This is a genomic window from Streptomyces sp. NPDC093544 (genome assembly GCF_040683495.1).
Lineage (GTDB): Bacteria > Actinomycetota > Actinomycetes > Streptomycetales > Streptomycetaceae > Streptomyces.
Genome location: NZ_JBFBEA010000027.1, coordinates 60,140 through 76,177, shown reverse-complemented (window position 1 = coordinate 76,177; position 16,038 = coordinate 60,140). Strand labels below are relative to the sequence as shown.

General features: G+C 67.7%; 17 protein-coding genes and 3 tRNA genes. 4 read left to right on the top strand and 16 right to left on the bottom strand.

The window, feature by feature from the left end; genetic code table 11:
• Window positions 1-61: 61 nt before the first annotated feature.
• The 4 genes from rplK to AB0N66_RS33540 all read right to left on the bottom strand — a co-directional run bounded on the left by rplK (window position 62) and on the right by AB0N66_RS33540 (window position 2,169).
• Window positions 62-496 (bottom strand): 50S ribosomal protein L11, encoded by a 435-nt coding sequence (rplK, locus tag AB0N66_RS33555; protein WP_107020981.1) that lies wholly within the window; start codon window positions 494-496, stop codon window positions 62-64.
• A gap of 198 nt (window positions 497-694) precedes the next feature.
• On the bottom strand, window positions 695-1,630 hold the full coding sequence (gene nusG / locus AB0N66_RS33550) for a transcription termination/antitermination protein NusG (protein WP_365442132.1): 936 nt from the start codon (window positions 1,628-1,630) through the stop codon (window positions 695-697).
• 77 nt (window positions 1,631-1,707) lie between these two features.
• On the bottom strand, window positions 1,708-1,989 hold the full coding sequence (gene secE, locus AB0N66_RS33545; protein ID WP_266456088.1) for a preprotein translocase subunit SecE: 282 nt from the start codon (window positions 1,987-1,989) through the stop codon (window positions 1,708-1,710).
• A gap of 107 nt (window positions 1,990-2,096) precedes the next feature.
• Window positions 2,097-2,169 (bottom strand) — tRNA-Trp (locus AB0N66_RS33540).
• A gap of 248 nt (window positions 2,170-2,417) precedes the next feature.
• Here AB0N66_RS33540 and AB0N66_RS33535 point away from each other — a divergent pair.
• Both AB0N66_RS33535 and AB0N66_RS33530 read left to right on the top strand, forming a co-directional pair.
• Window positions 2,418-3,644, top strand: coding sequence for a pyridoxal phosphate-dependent aminotransferase (locus AB0N66_RS33535; protein ID WP_365442130.1), 1,227 nt, complete (start codon window positions 2,418-2,420; stop codon window positions 3,642-3,644).
• A gap of 151 nt (window positions 3,645-3,795) precedes the next feature.
• On the top strand, window positions 3,796-4,824 hold the full coding sequence (locus AB0N66_RS33530; RefSeq protein ID WP_365442128.1) for an adenosine deaminase: 1,029 nt from the start codon (window positions 3,796-3,798) through the stop codon (window positions 4,822-4,824).
• A gap of 4 nt (window positions 4,825-4,828) precedes the next feature.
• Here the strand turns inward: AB0N66_RS33530 and AB0N66_RS33525 are convergent, their stop codons facing one another.
• The 8 genes from AB0N66_RS33525 to AB0N66_RS33490 all read right to left on the bottom strand — a co-directional run bounded on the left by AB0N66_RS33525 (window position 4,829) and on the right by AB0N66_RS33490 (window position 9,973).
• Entirely contained in the window at window positions 4,829-5,884 is a 1,056-nt protein-coding gene (locus AB0N66_RS33525) for a UDP-N-acetylmuramate dehydrogenase (RefSeq protein WP_365442126.1), read from the bottom strand.
• Between the two features lie 156 nt (window positions 5,885-6,040).
• Window positions 6,041-7,480 carry an MFS transporter gene (locus AB0N66_RS33520; protein ID WP_365442124.1) on the bottom strand — a complete coding sequence of 480 codons (1,440 nt, stop codon included), beginning with the start codon at window positions 7,478-7,480 and terminating at the stop codon, window positions 6,041-6,043.
• 156 nt (window positions 7,481-7,636) lie between these two features.
• On the bottom strand, window positions 7,637-8,266 hold the full coding sequence (locus AB0N66_RS33515) for a TetR/AcrR family transcriptional regulator (RefSeq protein ID WP_365442122.1): 630 nt from the start codon (window positions 8,264-8,266) through the stop codon (window positions 7,637-7,639).
• 121 nt (window positions 8,267-8,387) lie between these two features.
• Window positions 8,388-8,816 (bottom strand): MaoC family dehydratase, encoded by a 429-nt coding sequence (locus AB0N66_RS33510; RefSeq protein ID WP_365442120.1) that lies wholly within the window; start codon window positions 8,814-8,816, stop codon window positions 8,388-8,390.
• Window positions 8,817-8,818: 2 nt separating this feature from the next.
• The gene (locus AB0N66_RS33505; protein WP_365442118.1) at window positions 8,819-9,265 is read right to left on the bottom strand and encodes a MaoC family dehydratase N-terminal domain-containing protein; all 447 of its coding nucleotides are present in this window, start codon (window positions 9,263-9,265) and stop codon (window positions 8,819-8,821) included.
• A gap of 255 nt (window positions 9,266-9,520) precedes the next feature.
• Complete coding sequence (rpmG, locus tag AB0N66_RS33500) at window positions 9,521-9,685, bottom strand: 50S ribosomal protein L33 (protein WP_004571794.1); 165 nt, start codon at window positions 9,683-9,685, stop codon at window positions 9,521-9,523.
• A gap of 96 nt (window positions 9,686-9,781) precedes the next feature.
• Window positions 9,782-9,854 (bottom strand) — tRNA-Met (locus AB0N66_RS33495).
• Between the two features lie 46 nt (window positions 9,855-9,900).
• A tRNA-Thr gene (locus AB0N66_RS33490) sits at window positions 9,901-9,973 on the bottom strand.
• Between the two features lie 474 nt (window positions 9,974-10,447).
• On the opposite strand from AB0N66_RS33490, the gene AB0N66_RS33485 reads away from it, so the two are divergent.
• A complete protein-coding gene (locus AB0N66_RS33485; RefSeq protein ID WP_365442211.1) occupies window positions 10,448-11,689 on the top strand; it encodes an amidohydrolase family protein in 1,242 nt (413 codons plus the stop codon).
• 236 nt (window positions 11,690-11,925) lie between these two features.
• Here AB0N66_RS33485 and AB0N66_RS33480 read toward each other — a convergent pair whose 3' ends face one another.
• Entirely contained in the window at window positions 11,926-12,996 is a 1,071-nt protein-coding gene (locus AB0N66_RS33480; RefSeq protein ID WP_365442116.1) for a hypothetical protein, read from the bottom strand.
• A 96-nt stretch (window positions 12,997-13,092) separates the two neighbouring features.
• Between AB0N66_RS33480 and AB0N66_RS33475 the strand changes: the two genes are divergently transcribed.
• Window positions 13,093-13,749: an SDR family oxidoreductase gene (locus AB0N66_RS33475; RefSeq protein WP_365442114.1), complete on the top strand. Its 657-nt coding sequence runs from the start codon at window positions 13,093-13,095 to the stop codon at window positions 13,747-13,749.
• A gap of 125 nt (window positions 13,750-13,874) precedes the next feature.
• Here the strand turns inward: AB0N66_RS33475 and AB0N66_RS33470 are convergent, their stop codons facing one another.
• From AB0N66_RS33470 to AB0N66_RS33460, 3 genes are all read right to left on the bottom strand, one after another.
• The gene (locus AB0N66_RS33470; RefSeq protein WP_365442112.1) at window positions 13,875-14,087 is read right to left on the bottom strand and encodes a hypothetical protein; all 213 of its coding nucleotides are present in this window, start codon (window positions 14,085-14,087) and stop codon (window positions 13,875-13,877) included.
• 268 nt (window positions 14,088-14,355) lie between these two features.
• Complete coding sequence (locus AB0N66_RS33465) at window positions 14,356-14,925, bottom strand: GNAT family N-acetyltransferase (RefSeq protein ID WP_365442110.1); 570 nt, start codon at window positions 14,923-14,925, stop codon at window positions 14,356-14,358.
• Window positions 14,922-15,689 (bottom strand): GntR family transcriptional regulator, encoded by a 768-nt coding sequence (locus AB0N66_RS33460; RefSeq protein WP_365442108.1) that lies wholly within the window; start codon window positions 15,687-15,689, stop codon window positions 14,922-14,924. The genes AB0N66_RS33465 and AB0N66_RS33460 overlap by 4 nt, the downstream gene beginning before the upstream one ends.
• Window positions 15,690-16,038: the final 349 nt, after the last annotated feature.

The following is a 16,038-nucleotide window of genomic DNA, read 5'->3' as shown; positions in this document are numbered from 1 at the left end:
GCGGACCGAGCAGGCCCTGCCACGTGCGGCCGAGGCCGCATGATTCCTACGAAGGTGGGTGTCAGCCCTCGACCGTGATGCCCATGGAACGGGCGGTGCCGGCGATGATCTTCGACGCGGCGTCCAGGTCGTTGGCGTTCAGGTCGGCGAGCTTGGTCGTGGCGATCTCACGGACCTGCGCCTGGGTGATCTTGGCGACCTTGGTCTTGTGCGGCTCGCCGGAGCCCTTCTCGACACCCGCGGCCTTGAGGATCATCTTGGCGGCCGGCGGAGTCTTGGTGATGAAGGTGAAGGAGCGGTCTTCGTAGACCGTGATCTCCACCGGGATCACCCAGCCACGCTGCGACTCGGTCGCGGCGTTGTAGGCCTTGCAGAACTCCATGATGTTGACACCGTGCTGACCGAGCGCGGGGCCGACCGGCGGAGCCGGGTTGGCAGCGCCGGCCTGGATCTGGAGCTTGATAAGCCCCGTGACCTTCTTCTTCTTGGGAGGCATTCCGGGTCCTCTTTCGTTTTCGCCTACCTACGCCCGAGACACGCCCGGGCGAGTGCCTTCAACCGAACCACTGAATCCGACCCGGATGGAGGCATACCGCACAACGATAACGGGTATCCATGCGCGGCCAAAAACCGAGCAGGTCAGACGGCTGCGAGAGCCGCCTGACCTGTTCGGAAGACGTACGTCCAGAAGCTGTTAGTTCTTCTGGATCTGGTCGAAGGAAAGCTCGACCGGGGTCTCGCGGCCGAAGATCTCGACGAGGCCCTTGACCTTCTTCGAGTCGGCGTTGATCTCGTTGATGGTCGCCTGCAGCGTGGCGAACGGACCGTCGGTGACGGTGACCGAGTCGCCGACCTCGAAGTCCAGCACCTGGACCTCGAGCTTGCGGGCCGGAGCCGGCCTGCCCTCGGCCTCGGCGGCCTCACGGGCGGCCTTCTCCTCGGCCTCCGGGGCGAGCATCTTGACGATCTCGTCCAGAGTCAGCGGGTACGGGTCGTAGGCGTTGCCCACGAAGCCGGTGACGCCGGGGGTGTTGCGGACAACGCCCCAGGACTCGTTCGTCAGGTCCATGCGCACCAGCACGTAGCCGGGCAGCTTGTTCTGTCGGACGGTCTTGCGCTCGCCGTTCTTGATCTGCGCGACCTCTTCCTGCGGCACTTCGGCCTGGAAGATGAAGTCCTCGACGTTCAGCGAGACGGCACGCTGCTCGAGGTTGGTCTTCACGCGGTTCTCGTAACCGGCGTACGTGTGGATGACGTACCACTCGCCGGGGAGTGCGCGGAGCTCGTCACGCAGGGCGGCGACAGGATCGACGGGCTCGGGCTCGGGCTCGGCCTCTTCTTCGGCCTCCGCCTCGGCTTCCTCGTCCTCGACGGCGAGGGCCTCGTCAGAAACGTCCTCGTCCTCGACGGACTCGACGTCCCCGCCGGACTCGACGTCCCCGCCGGACTCGACGTCCCCGCCGGACTCGTCCTCGACGTGCAGGGCCGCCTCTTCGGCGGGCTCACCCGCGGCGGCGTCGGCAGCCTCGACCTCGTCCGGGTCCTCGGTGTCCGCGCCCTCCACGATGTCGAGCTCGTCCTCAACGGACTCGACCGACTCGATGGCGTCGTTCAGGTTCGGGTCAGACACGGTGGCTGCTTCTTCCTGGATACATGGGGGTGGAACACACGAAAGGGGCGCCGGTGACGGCGCCCTTCGCGTTTGGCTCAGCCAAATACGTATTTGGCGGCGTGGTCGAGTCCATAGTCAATCACGGTCACCAAGGCGATCATGATGACGACGAAGACAATGACCACTGAGGTGTACGTCGTCAGCTGATTACGCGTCGGCCAGACGACCTTGCGGAGTTCCGCGACGATCTGGCGGTAGAAGGTGGCGAGGCGCCTCAGAGGGCCCTTCTTGCCACGCTTGCCGCCCTTGCGAGTCTTCTTATTGGACTCCGGTGCCTCGGCATCAGGCATGTCGATGGAGCCCACGGCGTCCGTCACTCGTCCTCACCTGATTCCGGGTCGTGGCTACGCCGTGCCCGGCCAGGCCGCACGGCGGTGCATTGCAGTCAGTACATGCGCACACATCCTGGCGAAGGATTGTGTAGCAGGGCCGGAGGGACTTGAACCCCCAACCGCTGGTTTTGGAGACCAGTGCTCTACCAATTGAGCTACGACCCTTTGATTTCCCCCAACGTACCGCATCCGCCCGAGTGCTCGGTGTGCACCGGGTGAGTGCGGCCGGTGAAGGCCAACGAGGAGAGAGTGTACGTGCTCCGGGGCCGGTCGTCGAACAGAAAGTGTCCGTACGGGCTTTGATCGCGGAAGATCGTCCAGCCCACCGCCACGATCCGGACGGTTGTCCAGTCGTTGTTCAGTCTGTGAAACCCGCGTGCCGGGGAGGTTTCCGGTCTGAAACGATGGGGTCCATGAGCGCTGCAATCCCTCCCACCGAGCGCCGGGTCTCCGCCCGCGTCGGCGCGATCTCCGAGTCCGCCACCCTCGCCGTGGACGCCAAGGCCAAGGCCCTCAAGGCCGCGGGGCGGCCGGTGATCGGCTTCGGCGCCGGTGAACCGGACTTCCCGACCCCGGACTACATCGTCCAGGCCGCCATCGAGGCCTGCTCGAACCCGAAGTACCACCGCTACACGCCGGCCGGCGGCCTGCCCGAGCTGAAGGCCGCCATCGCCGCGAAGACGCTGCGCGACTCCGGCTACGAGGTGGAGGCCAGCCAGGTCCTGGTCACCAACGGTGGCAAGCAGGCCATCTACGAAGCCTTCGCCGCGATCCTCGACCCGGGCGACGAGGTCATCGTCCCGGCGCCGTACTGGACGACCTACCCGGAGTCGATCCGTCTCGCCGGCGGTGTCCCGGTCGATGTCGTGGCCGACGAGACCACCGGTTACCGCGTCACGGTCGAGCAGTTGGAGGCCGCGCGCACCGCGAACACCAAGGTGCTGCTCTTCGTCTCCCCGTCCAACCCGACGGGCTCGGTCTACTCCCGCGAGCAGATCGAGGAGATCGGCCGCTGGGCCGCCGAGAAGGGCCTGTGGGTCCTGACCGACGAGATCTACGAGCACCTGGTCTACGGCGACGCGGAGTTCCACTCCCTGCCGGTGGTCGTGCCCGAGCTGCGCGACAAGTGCATCATCGTGAACGGCGTCGCCAAGACGTACGCCATGACCGGCTGGCGGGTGGGCTGGGTCGTCGGCCCCAAGGACGTCATCAAGGCCGCGACGAACCTCCAGTCGCACGCCACCTCGAACGTCTCCAACGTGTCCCAGGTCGCCGCTCTCGCCGCCGTCTCGGGCGACCTGGCGGCCGTCGAGAAGATGCGCGAGGCCTTCGACCGCCGCCGCAAGACCATCGTGCGCATGCTGAACGAGATCGACGGCGTGCTCTGCCCCGAGCCGGAGGGCGCCTTCTACGCGTACCCCTCGGTGAAGGCCCTGATCGGCAAGGAGATCCGCGGCAAGCGCCCCCAGGACACGGTCGAGCTGGCCGCGCTCATCCTGGAGGAGGTCGAGGTCGCGGTGGTCCCGGGCGAGGCCTTCGGCACTCCCGGGTACCTGCGTCTGTCGTACGCGCTGGGTGACGAGGATCTCGTGGAGGGTGTCTCGCGCCTCCAGAAGCTGCTGGCCGAGGCCACTGACTGACCACCGACTGACGTTTTTCGCGCTCCACGCGCGCGGGGCACCTACTTTTCGAAGTAGGTGCCCCGCTTCTTCATTAGGGATTCCGTTCGGACAAGCCCACGATCAGGGAAAGCGGTACCGGCACGTCATCCGCGTACGGCAAGATCCTGGGATGGAGCGCGTACGTGATGTAAGTGAACTGCCAAAGGCCCATCTGCACCTGCACTTCACCGGGTCGATGCGGTCCACGACCCTGCTGGAGCTGGCCGACAAGTACGGCGTACGGCTGCCCGACGCTCTGACCAGCGGGGAGCCGCCGAAGCTGCGGGCGACGGACGAGCGCGGCTGGTTCCGGTTCCAGCGGCTGTACGACGCGGCGCGGTCGTGCCTCAGAGAACCCGAGGACATCCGGCGGCTGGTGCGCGAGGCCGCCGAGGAGGACGTGAAGGACGGCTCCGGGTGGCTGGAGATCCAGGTCGACCCGACGTCGTACGCCCCGCGCCTGGGCGGTCTGATCCCGGCCCTTGAGGTCATCCTGGACGCGGTGGACTCGGCCGCGCGGGAGACCGGGCTCGGGATGCGCGTCCTGGTGGCCGCGAACCGTATGAAGCACCCGCTGGAGGCCCGCACGCTGGCACGCCTGGCCGTACGGTACGCGGACCGCGGCATCGTCGGTTTCGGGCTCTCCAACGACGAACGGCGGGGTATGGCGCGGGACTTCGACCGGGCCTTCGAGATCGCGCGTGAGGGCGGTCTGCTGGCCGCGCCGCACGGCGGCGAACTGACGGGACCGGCCTCGGTCCGCGACTGCCTGGACGACCTGCACGCCTCCCGGATCGGCCACGGGGTGCGCGCCGCGGAGGACCCCCGGCTGATGAAACGCCTCGCGGACCGCCAGGTGACCTGCGAGGTCTGCCCGGCCTCCAACGTCGCCCTGGGGGTCTACGAAAAGCCGGAGGACGTCCCCCTGCGCACCCTCTTCGAAGCCGGCGTCCCTCTGGCCCTCGGCGCCGACGACCCCCTGCTCTTCGGCTCACGCCTCGCGGCCCAGTACGAGATCGCCCGCCAGTACCACGGCTTCACCGACCCCGAACTGGCCGAACTGGCCCGCCAGTCCATCCGCGCTTCGGCCGCCCCTGAGGGCGTACAGGAAAAGCTGCTGTCCGGCGTGGACGCGTGGCTCAGCGACCCGGTCTCATGACGTACTAGAGCTCCGCTCCGACGGTCACCGGCTCGTTGACCAGGGTGATCCCGAAGGCGTCATGTACACCGGCGACGACCTCGCGGGCCAGGGCGAGGAGATCCTCGGTGGTGGCCCCGCCGCGGTTGGTGAGGGCCAGTGTGTGCTTGGTGGAGATCCGGGCGGGCCCGTTGCCGTAGCCCTTGGTGAAGCCCGACTTGTCGATCAGCCAGGCCGCGGACGTCTTGGTGTGACCGTCGCCCGCCGGGTACGCGGGCGGTGCGGTACCGGCGCCGAGCCGTTCCTCCACGCGCGCGTGGAAGGCGGCGAACTGTTCGTCCGTGAGGATCGGGTTGGTGAAGAACGACCCGGCCGACCAGGTGTCGTGGTCCTCGGGATCGAGCACCATGCCCTTCCCGGAGCGCAGCTTCAGGACGGTCTCCCGGGCCTTTTCCAGCGGCACACGGTCGCCGGGCTCGACACCCAGCGAGCGGGCCGTCTCGGCGTACCTGACGGGCGCACTGAGCCCCTCCGCGTCCTCCAGTTCGAAGCGGACGCGGAGCACGACACGGCGCTCGGGGTCGGCCTTGAAGCGGCTGTGGCGGTACGAGAAGGCGCACTCGGCGTTCGTCAGCGTGACCGTCTCGCGCGTCTTCCGGTCGTACGCGATCACTTCGGTGATGGTCGACGACACTTCCTGGCCGTACGCGCCCACGTTCTGGATCGGTGTCGCACCCGCGGAACCGGGGACACCCGCGAGGCACTCGACGCCGGCGAGCCCCGCCTCGACGGTGCGGGCGACCGCGTCGGTCCACACCTCGCCCGCCGCCAGCTCCAGCCTCCCGCCGTCGAGTTCGAAGCCCCTCGTCGCGATCCGCAGGGCGGTCCCGGCGAAACCCTTGTCGCCGATGACCAGGTTGGATCCGCCACCGATCACCAGCAGCGGCGTACCGGCGTCGTCCGCCTCGCGAACGGCGGCGATCACCTCGGCGTCGGTCGTGGCGGTGATCAGCCGGGTCGCCGGACCCCCGAGCCTGAAGGTGGTCAGCGGGGCGAGCGGGGCGTCATGGAGTACCTGCACGGGCTCAAGACTACGAGAAGGACCGGGGCGGCCCGGCCGGCGCACACGGAGAAGGGCCCCGCCTGTCGGACGGGGCCCTTCCGTGTCGTACGTACGTCATCAGCGGCTGAGCCGAAGTACCGCAGCACCTGCGCCCGGTGGACTGCCCATTGAGCGTCAGTGGGAGACGGGGTCGAGGGTGCGGGTCGGGGCGGAGGCCGCGACCTGGGTCCCGGTCGTCGGCCGGCTGCGGGGCAGCAGCGCCGCGGCCACCGCGCCCACGCCGACCACCGCGGCGCCCACCCACAGTGCGGGCGAGAGCCCGTCCACGAAGCGCTGCGCGGACTCGTAGCCGCCCTGTGCCGAGAAGACCGAGGCCAGGACCGCGATACCGAGTGCGCCGCCGACCTCGCGGAGGGCGTTGTTGGCGCCGGAGGCGATGCCCTGCTCGGACGGGAGGACGCTGGACATCACCAGGGCGGCGGACGGGGCGAAGTACAGGCCCATGCCGACGCCGCTGATGATCAGGGCGGGGAGCTGGGCCGCGTACGACATCTCGGGCGAGACGACCAGGGCGAACCAGCCGAGCCCGACGGCCTGCAGGGCGAGGCCCGCGGTGACGACCGGGCGTCCGCCGATCCGGTCCGACAGATACCCGGCTATGGGAGCGACGATCATCGGCATGCCGGTCCACGGGAGCATCCGCAGGCCCGCCTCGGTCGGCGAGTAACCGAGGACACCCTGTAGGAACTGGCTCAGCAGGAAGATCGAGCCGAACATCCCGACGAACATCAGCAGGCTGGCGGCGTTGATCGCGGAGAAGGCGCGGCTACGGAAGAGCCGCATCGGCAGCATCGGGTTCTTGGCGCGGATCCCGTGCCGGACGAAACCGGCGAGGAGCACGCCACCTACGATCAGGCCGGCGAGCACGGGAACGCTGGTCCAGCCGTCGACGTTGCCGCGGATCAGGGCGTAGACGACCCCGAAGAGACCACCACTGGCGAGCACGGTGCCGGTGATGTCGAGCGGGGCACCGATGCCGTACGACTCGGAGAGGCGCAGCCGGGCGAGCGGCAGCAGGGCGAGGCCCAGCGGAACGTTCAGCCAGAAGATCCACTGCCAGGACACGTGTTCGGTGAGGCTGCCGCCGATGAGGGGCCCGGAGGCGACGGCGAGTCCGTTGACGGCACCCCAGATCCCGTACGCCATCCCGCGCTTGGCCACCGGAACCGCGGCCGTCAGCAGGGTCAGCGTCAACGGCATCATGATCGCCGCGCCGACGCCCTGGACCGCACGGGCCCCGATCAGCGGGTCGATGCCGGGCGCCATGGCCGCGGCGGCGGACGCACCCGTGAAGACGGCGAGACCGACGAGGAAGAGCCTCCGCCGGCCGAACCGGTCCCCCAGTGCCGCGCCGAACATCAGCAGCACGGCGAAGGTGAGCGTGTACGCGCTCACGGTCCATTCCAGGTCGTCCATCCCTCCCCCGAGGTCTTCACGGATCGACGGCAGGGCGGTGGTGACGACGAGGTTGTCGAGGGCCGCCATGAACCCGGCGACGCTGGTGATGACGAGGGCCCAGACGGCTCCCCCGCGACGTTCCTTCTGCTGTGACATCGCTCCCCCAGAGGGTGATCACTATCGACGGTTACCAACGACGGCTATCAACGAGGGTTGCCAGTGTTGGTTAGTTATTGATAACTAACTTTCGCGCTCATGAAGAGGTGCGGATCTCCGCCTTCTTCATCGCTGCTTCCTTGTTTGATTCCGTGTTCAGCCTTCGCCAGCTTCGGCTTCAGCTTTGACTTCAGCTTCGGCTTCGGCCTCCAAGGGGCCGGTTTCGAGCCGCCCCTTCGACCGCGCCGATGGGTAGAGCCCTTCCCAGACCCGGTGCTCCGGTGGGAAACCCATGGCCACCAGGCAGTTGACGAGCATTCCGTACGCCATGAAGGTCGTGGTTTCGTTCACATCCGCCCCGAGCGGAATGTGGGCGGTGTCCCAGAGCCGCATCCAGCGGTCCCGCACCAGCTCGCCGAGTTCGGGGTCGCCGGCCTCCTCGGCCGCCGCCACCGCCGCGTACGTCTGCATCTGCATGAGCAGCCGCTCGGGCTCCTCCGCGATGACCCTGGTGTACGCGTTGGCCATGGAGTGCAGGGCCTCTTCGCCCTCCAGCCCCTTGGAGGCCTCCTCGAACGTCTGCCGGAAGAGCTCCATGCAGCGTTCGGACGCCGCAAAGAAGATCGCCTTCTTGCTCGGGAAGAGCCGGAAGAGGTACGGCTGCGAGACACCCACACGCTTGGCGATCGCCTCGGTGGAGGTGCCGCTGTAGCCGCCGCGGGCGAACTCGCTCATCGCCGCACGGATGACGCTCTCGCGCCTTTCCTCTGCGCTCATCCTGACCATGTGGCTAAGTTAGTACTCAATCACTAACTACGTCAACAGGTAAGCGTGCGAGGCACGCGTAAGGGGCGCCCGCTATTGCGGACGCCCCTTACGTCAGACGCCTATGTCACCCACGCCGCCCTCAGGGCAGCCGTACGACCGCTCGTGACATGCCCAGGACCTTCTGGCCGGCGCTGGTCGCGACGAGGTCGACGCGGACGGTGTTGTCGTCGAGCTTGGCACCGATCTTGGCGCTGACCTCGACGGTCGCGCCCTTGTTGTCGTTCGGGACGACGACCGGCTTGGTGAAGCGGACGCCGTACTCGACGACCGCGCCCGGGTCGCCGGCCCAGTCGGTGACGACGCGGATCGCCTCGGCCATGGTGAACATGCCGTGCGCGATGACGTCGGGAAGCCCGACCTCGACCGCGAACTTCTCGTTCCAGTGGATCGGGTTGAAGTCCCCGGAGGCACCCGCGTAGCGCACGAGCGTGGCCCGGGTCACGGGGAAGGACTGGGCCGGCAGCTCGGTGCCGACCTCGACGTCCTCGTACGCGATCTTCGCCGTCATGGTCAGCCCTCCCCGCGCGCCACGAGTTTGGTGATCGCGGTCACCACGTGCTCGCCCGCCTCGTCGTGGACCTCGCCGCGGATGTCCAGGATGTCGTTGCCCGCCATGGACTTGATCGCCTCGATGGTCGAGGTGACCGTGAGCCGGTCACCGGCGCGCACCGGGCGGGTGTAGGCGAACTTCTGGTCGCCGTGCACCACGCGGCTGTAGTCGAGCCCCAGTTGGGGATCCTCGATGACCTGCCCCGCGGCCTTGAAGCTGATCGCGAAGACGAAGGTCGGCGGGGCGATCACATCGGGGTATCCGAGCGCCTTGGCGGCCTCCGGGTCCGTGTAGGCCGGGTTGGTGTCCCCCACGGCCTCCGCGAACTCGCGGATCTTCTCCCGCCCGACCTCATAGGGATCGGTGGGCGGATAGGACCGCCCCACGAAGGACTGGTCGAGCGCCATGAACTCGGCACCTCCTGGCTTTCAGCCGGTGAAACGAAGACTGATGTGACGAACTCTGGTGTGACGAAGCTCTGGTGTGACGGACAGTGGCGTGACGGACAGTGGTCCGACGAAGACTGGTGTGACGAAGATCGGCGTGACGAAGACTGGTGAAACGAGACAACCGCTGTGCGACGAACGCCGCGTAGCGAACGCTGTGTAACGACGCGAGGCCGCCCCCCGCGAAGGGGACGGCCTCGTGTACGAGCCTGAAACTTATCGCGTTTCGCGGTGCGCGGTGTGCGCGTTGCAACGCGGGCAGTGCTTCTTCATCTCCAGTCGGTCCGGGTCGTTACGCCGGTTCTTCTTGGTGATGTAGTTCCGCTCCTTGCACTCCACGCAGGCCAGCGTGATCTTCGGGCGGACGTCGGTGGCAGCCACAGGAGTGCTCCTAGGACGAACGGATAACAGATAGGACGTTTAACGCATAGAAGAGTAGCCGATCGAAGGACCGACCCCACAATCGGCTACTGTCAGTAGCGGTGACCGGACTTGAACCGGTGACACAGCGATTATGAGCCGCTTGCTCTACCGACTGAGCTACACCGCTGAGATGCGATCGGTTCCCGCCTTGCGACAGGAACCTCCCACACCAGAGCCCCAATACGGAATCGAACCGTAGACCTTCTCCTTACCATGGAGACGCTCTACCGACTGAGCTATTGGGGCGAGCGATGAAGACATTACACGGTCGGCCGCCGATCGCCCAAATCCGTTTCGCGGCAACCGCCCCGGCCTGTTCCCCACTGGTCCGCAAGCGTTCCCAAGGCCCTCTCACGCACCATGAACCACAGCAGTGATCCCCATCATCAGACCGGCCGATCTCCGTCATCAGGTCAGTTGATCCCCGTCTGATCCCCGTCATCAGGTCGGCTGATCCCTATCGTCAGGTCAGTTGATCCGCGTCATCAGGTCGGCTGATCCTCATCGTCAGATCAGTTGATCCCCTCGGCCCGTCGGCCTGTGCTCTCGGCCTTTTCTCCCTGACGGACCACACCGGTACGACTATTTCGCTCCTCCCCGATGCGGGCGGGTCGCCACCCTAGGCTCGGCTCACGCTGTGTGATCTTGCGTCTCCACTCTCCGCAGTCACCCACCCCGCAGCCGCCCCCGAGCCCCAGGAGCGCGATGCCCGACAGTCCGATGCCCGGCAGTCAGCCGCAGCCGCCCCACTCCTCGTCCTCCGCGTCGGGACAGACCGACACGGCCACCCTCCTGCTGTGCGGGGCACGGCTCACCGACGGCAGGACCGTGGACGTACGGCTGGGCGGCGGACGCATCGAGGCGGTCGGCACCGCCGGGAGCCTGAGCGCGCACGCCGCGCGCGTGGACCTGAGCGGCTACCTCCTGCTGCCGGCCCCGGCCGAACCGCACGCCCACGGCGACACGGCCCTGACCGCCGAGGGCGACGGCCCCCTCTCGTACGACGCGGAGGAGGTCCAGCGCCGGGCCACCGAGGCCGCGTTGCTGCAACTCGGCCACGGGGCCACCACGCTGCGCTCACACGTGCACGTCGGCGACGTACAGGGGCTCGACGCACTGGCCGCGGTACTCCAGGCGCGGCGGTCGCTGCGCGGGCTCACGGAGCTGACCGCGGTGGCGATGCCTCGGCTGCTGACCGGGATCGCCGGGGCGGACGGGCTCGCGATGCTGCGGGACGCGGTGAAAATGGGCGCCTCCGTAGTGGGCGGATGCCCGGACGCCGACCCCGATCCGACGGGATACGTGGAGGCGGTCCTGGAGCTCGCCTCCGAGCACGGCTGCCCGGTCGACCTGCACACGGACGCCGCCGACCCCGCCCGGCTCGGACGGCTCGCGGCGATGGCGGGCGGCCTGCGCCCCGGAGTGACCCTCGGTCCGTGCGGCGGACTCGGCCGGCTGCCCACCGAGGTCGCCTCCCGCGCCGCGGAGCAACTCGCCGCGGCCGGGGTGACTGTCGTGTGTCTGCCGCAGGGCGGGTGCGGACCGGTGGACCGGCGCGGGACCGCTCCGGTGCGGCTGTTGCGGGCGGCCGGGGTCCCGGTCGCCGCGGGGAGCGGCGCCCTGCGCGACGTGGCGAACCCGGTGGGTCGCGGCGACCCGCTGGAGGCCGCGTATCTGCTGGCCTCGCGGCACGGGCTGCGGCCCGAGGACGCGTACGACGCCGTGAGTTCCGTCGCCCGGACCGCCCTCGGGCTGCCCGAGGTACGCGTGGAGGCCGGATTTCCGGCCGAGCTGCTCGCCGTACGCGGGGACCGGCTCGCGGGGGCGCTGTCGCTGGCGTACAGCCGGATCGTGGTGCACCGGGGGCGCGTGGTGGCGCGGACCAGCGCGGTGCGGGAGTACTGCAACTCGGCGGCGGCGGGGTTGGATCTGCCGCGGCAGGGGCGGGGGGAGCCGTCTTGAAGGGGTTGGGTGGGGGACGAGACGGCTCGGGCGGCGCCGAGTTGGGCCGGGGCGGGCGGGTTTCGTGAGTGCACGCGCGCGTGGCTCGTTTTCGTACGTCCACACGCGCGTGACTCGTTTCGTACGTCCACACGCGCGTAGCTCGCTTTCGTACGTCCACACGCGCGTGGCAGCGATTACCGCGATTACCGACTACTCGCGCGCCCGCTCACTCGCCGGTCGGCGCACCCGCGTGCTCAGAGCGCGCCGCCGCCCAACAGCCCACTGGCGAACGGGCTGCCCCCAGGCACCTTGCCCACGGGGATCTCCGTGGCACCCGACGGCGCGCTGACGTCGCCCGCGTCGGTGAAATTCAGTACCAGCGGGAGCTTGGTGCCCTTCGGGGCGTCGGCGAGGGCGGCGAGGTCGACCTCGACCTGGGTCAGGTCGCCGTTCTTCAGCGTGAAGTCGACCGCGACATTCTTGTTCGGGGCGTCTTTGAGGTCCTTGCCGGTGGGAAGTTCGGTGCCCAGCGGAAGTTCGCTCTCCAACGGCCCGAGCTTGTCGATGACTCCGGTGATCAGGTCACGGAAGTTGGCCTTGGCGATGATGTGTTCGGTGCCGTCGCTGCCATCCTTGGCAGCGAAGGTGACCTCGTGCGCGATGACACCACGTACGGCATCGACGATCTTCTTCTGGGTCTTGGCGTCGATCCCGGCGGTCTCGTCGGCGCCGCCCGAGGGCGACTCGGACTTCGCGGCCTCCTCCAGGGCGCCGGTGTCGATCTTGACCCACTCGCCCTCAAGAACCTTCCTGAACTCCTTCTCGCTCTCCGGGATTTGGTCTGCCGTAGGCATGGGCATGCCCATGGTCTCGCCCAGCGCCTTCATGTCGGCGCGGTAGTACGTGAAGTCGCCGACGACCCGGTATTCGGCCAAAACACCTTCGGAGCCCTCGATCCTGACACTCGTACCGACGAGATCCTTCTCACCCGAATCCGCCAACGGCTTCTTGGACTTGACGGAGACCTCGACGCGCAGTCCCGCCAGGAACTTCGCGAACTCCGGCGGCAGTTCCTCGTCGGAACCGGCCTCGCCCGCCAGCGCCGTGAGCGCGTCGGAATCGGCGTCCAGGTCCAACTCGAAGGCCAGCGACTTCTGTTCGCCGAGCCGGTCGGCGGCCTGGTCCACCTTCTGACCTGCGCTGAGACTTTGAACCGTGCCACAGGCGGCCGCCGTGGCGAGCAGAACGGCGGCGCTGCCGGCCGCGATGACGGTCTTGCGTATGACGGTGATGGCGTTCTCCTTACGACGCAGCGCGACTGGCACGACGTCCCCCTTGTCCACAGTGATCACCCATGTGACCCATGAGTCGCCCACAGGGTTGTGCGGCGAACGCGTCCATCCGGGCGTACGGTCGGAAACATGCGCATTGTTATCGCTGGAGGTCATGGTCAGATCGCGCTGCGGCTGGAGCGACTGCTCGCCGCGCGCGGTGACGAGGTCGCGGGGATCATCCGCCGCACCGAACAGAGCGACGACCTGCGGGCGGCCGGCGCCGAGCCGGTCCTGTGCGACCTGGAGTCCGCCTCGCTGGAGGAGGTCGCCGCGCACCTGCAAGGTGCGGACGTGGCCGTCTTCGCGGCGGGCGCGGGCCCGGGCAGCGACCCGGGCCGCAAGAACACGGTGGACCGGGGCGCAGCCGTCCTGTTCGCGGACGCGGCGGAGCGCGCGGGCGTACGCCGTCACATCGTCGTCTCCTCGATGGGCGCGGACGCGGCGCACCCGGGCGACGACATCTTCGACGTCTACCTGCGCGCCAAGGGCGAGGCCGACGAGTACGTACGCAGCCGTGAGGCCCTGGACTGGACGATCCTGCGCCCGGGCAGCCTGATCGACGACGCCGGCACCGGCCTCGTACGCCTGGAAGCCTCCACCGGCCGCGGACCGATCCCACGCGACGATGTCGCCGCGGTCCTGGCCGAACTGGTGGACACCCCCGCGACGGTAGGCCTGACGCTGGAAGTGATCAGCGGCTCGACCCCGATCTCGGTGGCGGTCAAGTCGGTGGCGGGGAACTAGGGGAACCGGGGAGACCAGAGGTTAGAGCACAAGGGGTCAGAGCCCCAAGGCTCAGAGCACCAGGGTCAGAACCAGAGCTCAGTGCTCAGTGCTCAGTGCTCAGAACTAGAGGTCAAAGCTAGAGGTCAGAATAGGGGAAGCTGCCCGGAGAACTCCGGAACGGCGTACCCGTCCAGCGCCGGCTGAGCCGCCCCGAGCTGCGCCTGCCTGCGCGACCCCGGACACGAGACCAGCTCCCCACTCCCCCGCGCACCCTGCGGATCATGCCGAGCGAACCGCCCCGCGACAACGGCGATCTCCCGACGGCACTCGGGGCAGTTCCTACGACGCGAAGACATGACAACAGTGTGCCCGCCACGACCGACAATCCGTCGGCTCCCCCTCGCGCGAGGGCATGACAAAGGCCCCGTGACCTGCGTAGAGGGCAGGTCACGGGGCCTTTGCTTCCCATGTGGCGGCGCGTGGATTCGAACCACGGAAGGCTAAGCCGGCAGATTTACAGCGGGACGGTTCCGAGGGCTTTGACCTGCGGTTTCCCGGCCTAAGGCCCCTCATGGGGGACACATGGGGGGCGGGATGCCCACAGAGGGTCGCACGGGCCTCAGTTCAAGCCGCGAACGTGAGTCGCTCGGGAGTCGGCGTGCGGTCAGTGAATCCGTGATCCGCCGTTCGCGCCGGACGCTGGGCGAGCCACCCGGAGACCCTCGGCCCTCCGTTCACCGCGCTCCCCTCACGGACCGTACGAACGTGGGTGAAACCTTGGCCGAGGTAGTACCGCTGGAGTGCTTCGTTAGCCGTCCACGCGTCCAGGCGTACCCATCGCGCGCCTGCACGGTGCGCGCGGTCACCAGCCCAGTCGAGTAGTCGGCCACCGAGGTTCTGACCTGCGTACTCGCGAGCAACGGTGAGCTTATTGACGAACATTGAGGGTCCGGCCAGTTCATGGTCAGTCCACAATCCCTCTTCGGCATCAGAGGTGAGCGTGATCGTAGCGGCGGTCGTGTGCCCGTCACGGAGCATGAACACCGTGCCCGCCTCGATAGTGGCCAGCAGCTTGTCAGCGGGGTATGGGCGACTCCACTGGTCAGAGCCGAGGCCTCGCAGCCACTCTGCCGCCTCCTCACGGAAGGCCAGCAGCTTGGCCACGTCGTGCGGTTCTGCGGGAGCGATGATCACATGTCCTCACTTCGGGCGGACAACTCGCCGATCTCGTAGTTCATTCGGTTCAGGTCACCCCGGAACGTCGTGATCGTGCATCGGATCGGCCGATCCGCCGAGTAGCCCGTTCGAGTCCAGAGCATGACTGGCACACCGGCTCCGATCTCCAGTAGGCGGGACTCTTCTGGTGTGGGCATTCGGGCCGAAATCTCGTCGAAGTACCCGACCTGCTCGATACCCCGAGCGGCGAGGTACCGCGTCGTGCCCTCCTCGATATCTCCCGGCTCAGCCAGTCGTGGCGACTCATCGACCAGCCACGACGGATAGTAGGTCGCTTGCGTGGACCAAGGAACGTCGTCCACGTAGCGATGACAAAACCGCAATACCAGCTTCGTACTCGCCGGAACCTTGAGTCGCTCAGCAACCTCTTTAGAGGCCGGCAGCATCTCGACACGGAACGTTTGGTGTGGCCTCCGGCCGGCGTTCGTCACATCCGTGGAGTAGGCGTCGCCACTCTGCGGGAAGTTCAGGTTCTCGAACCGAGACGCGTTGAGCTCGAACACTTCGTGCGACTTGACGTCGTAGCCAAGCCCTTGACTGGACGAGATCAACCCCTCGCTGACCAGCAGGCTTAGCCCGTTGCGGATGGTGTTCCTGGACGCGTCGAAACGCTCCTGTAGGTCGTTCTCAGAAGGCAGCCGCGATCCCGGCGCGAAGGTGCCGTTGTCGATCTCGCGGCGCAGGGCGTCAGCGACTTGCCGGTACTTCGGCTGCTTGTTCATTCCCCCATCATGACGCACTCGCGCAACTTGTTGGTACATGTAGCCCCCAACCCCTTGACTCTTCACCACCCGTGGGTGCAGCATCACTACATCGACTTGTACCAACAAGTTGAGCAAGCGGCACAACACCAGCAAGTGCGCCTGTCGGCACTGACAGCGCCCGGAGGAAAGCCCCTCTCTGCGGGGGTGAGTACGAAGGAAGCGTTTGTTACTTGAGAATTCAACAGTGTGCCGATCCAGCCGCCTGCACACGGGCGGTCGATGGGTCGCAGTGAGCCCGAGTGCTCACGGTCCTTGACGCCCCTGCACGGGGCGCCGGGGGCCGTGTCTGCTCGGCCGAGCAGACCAA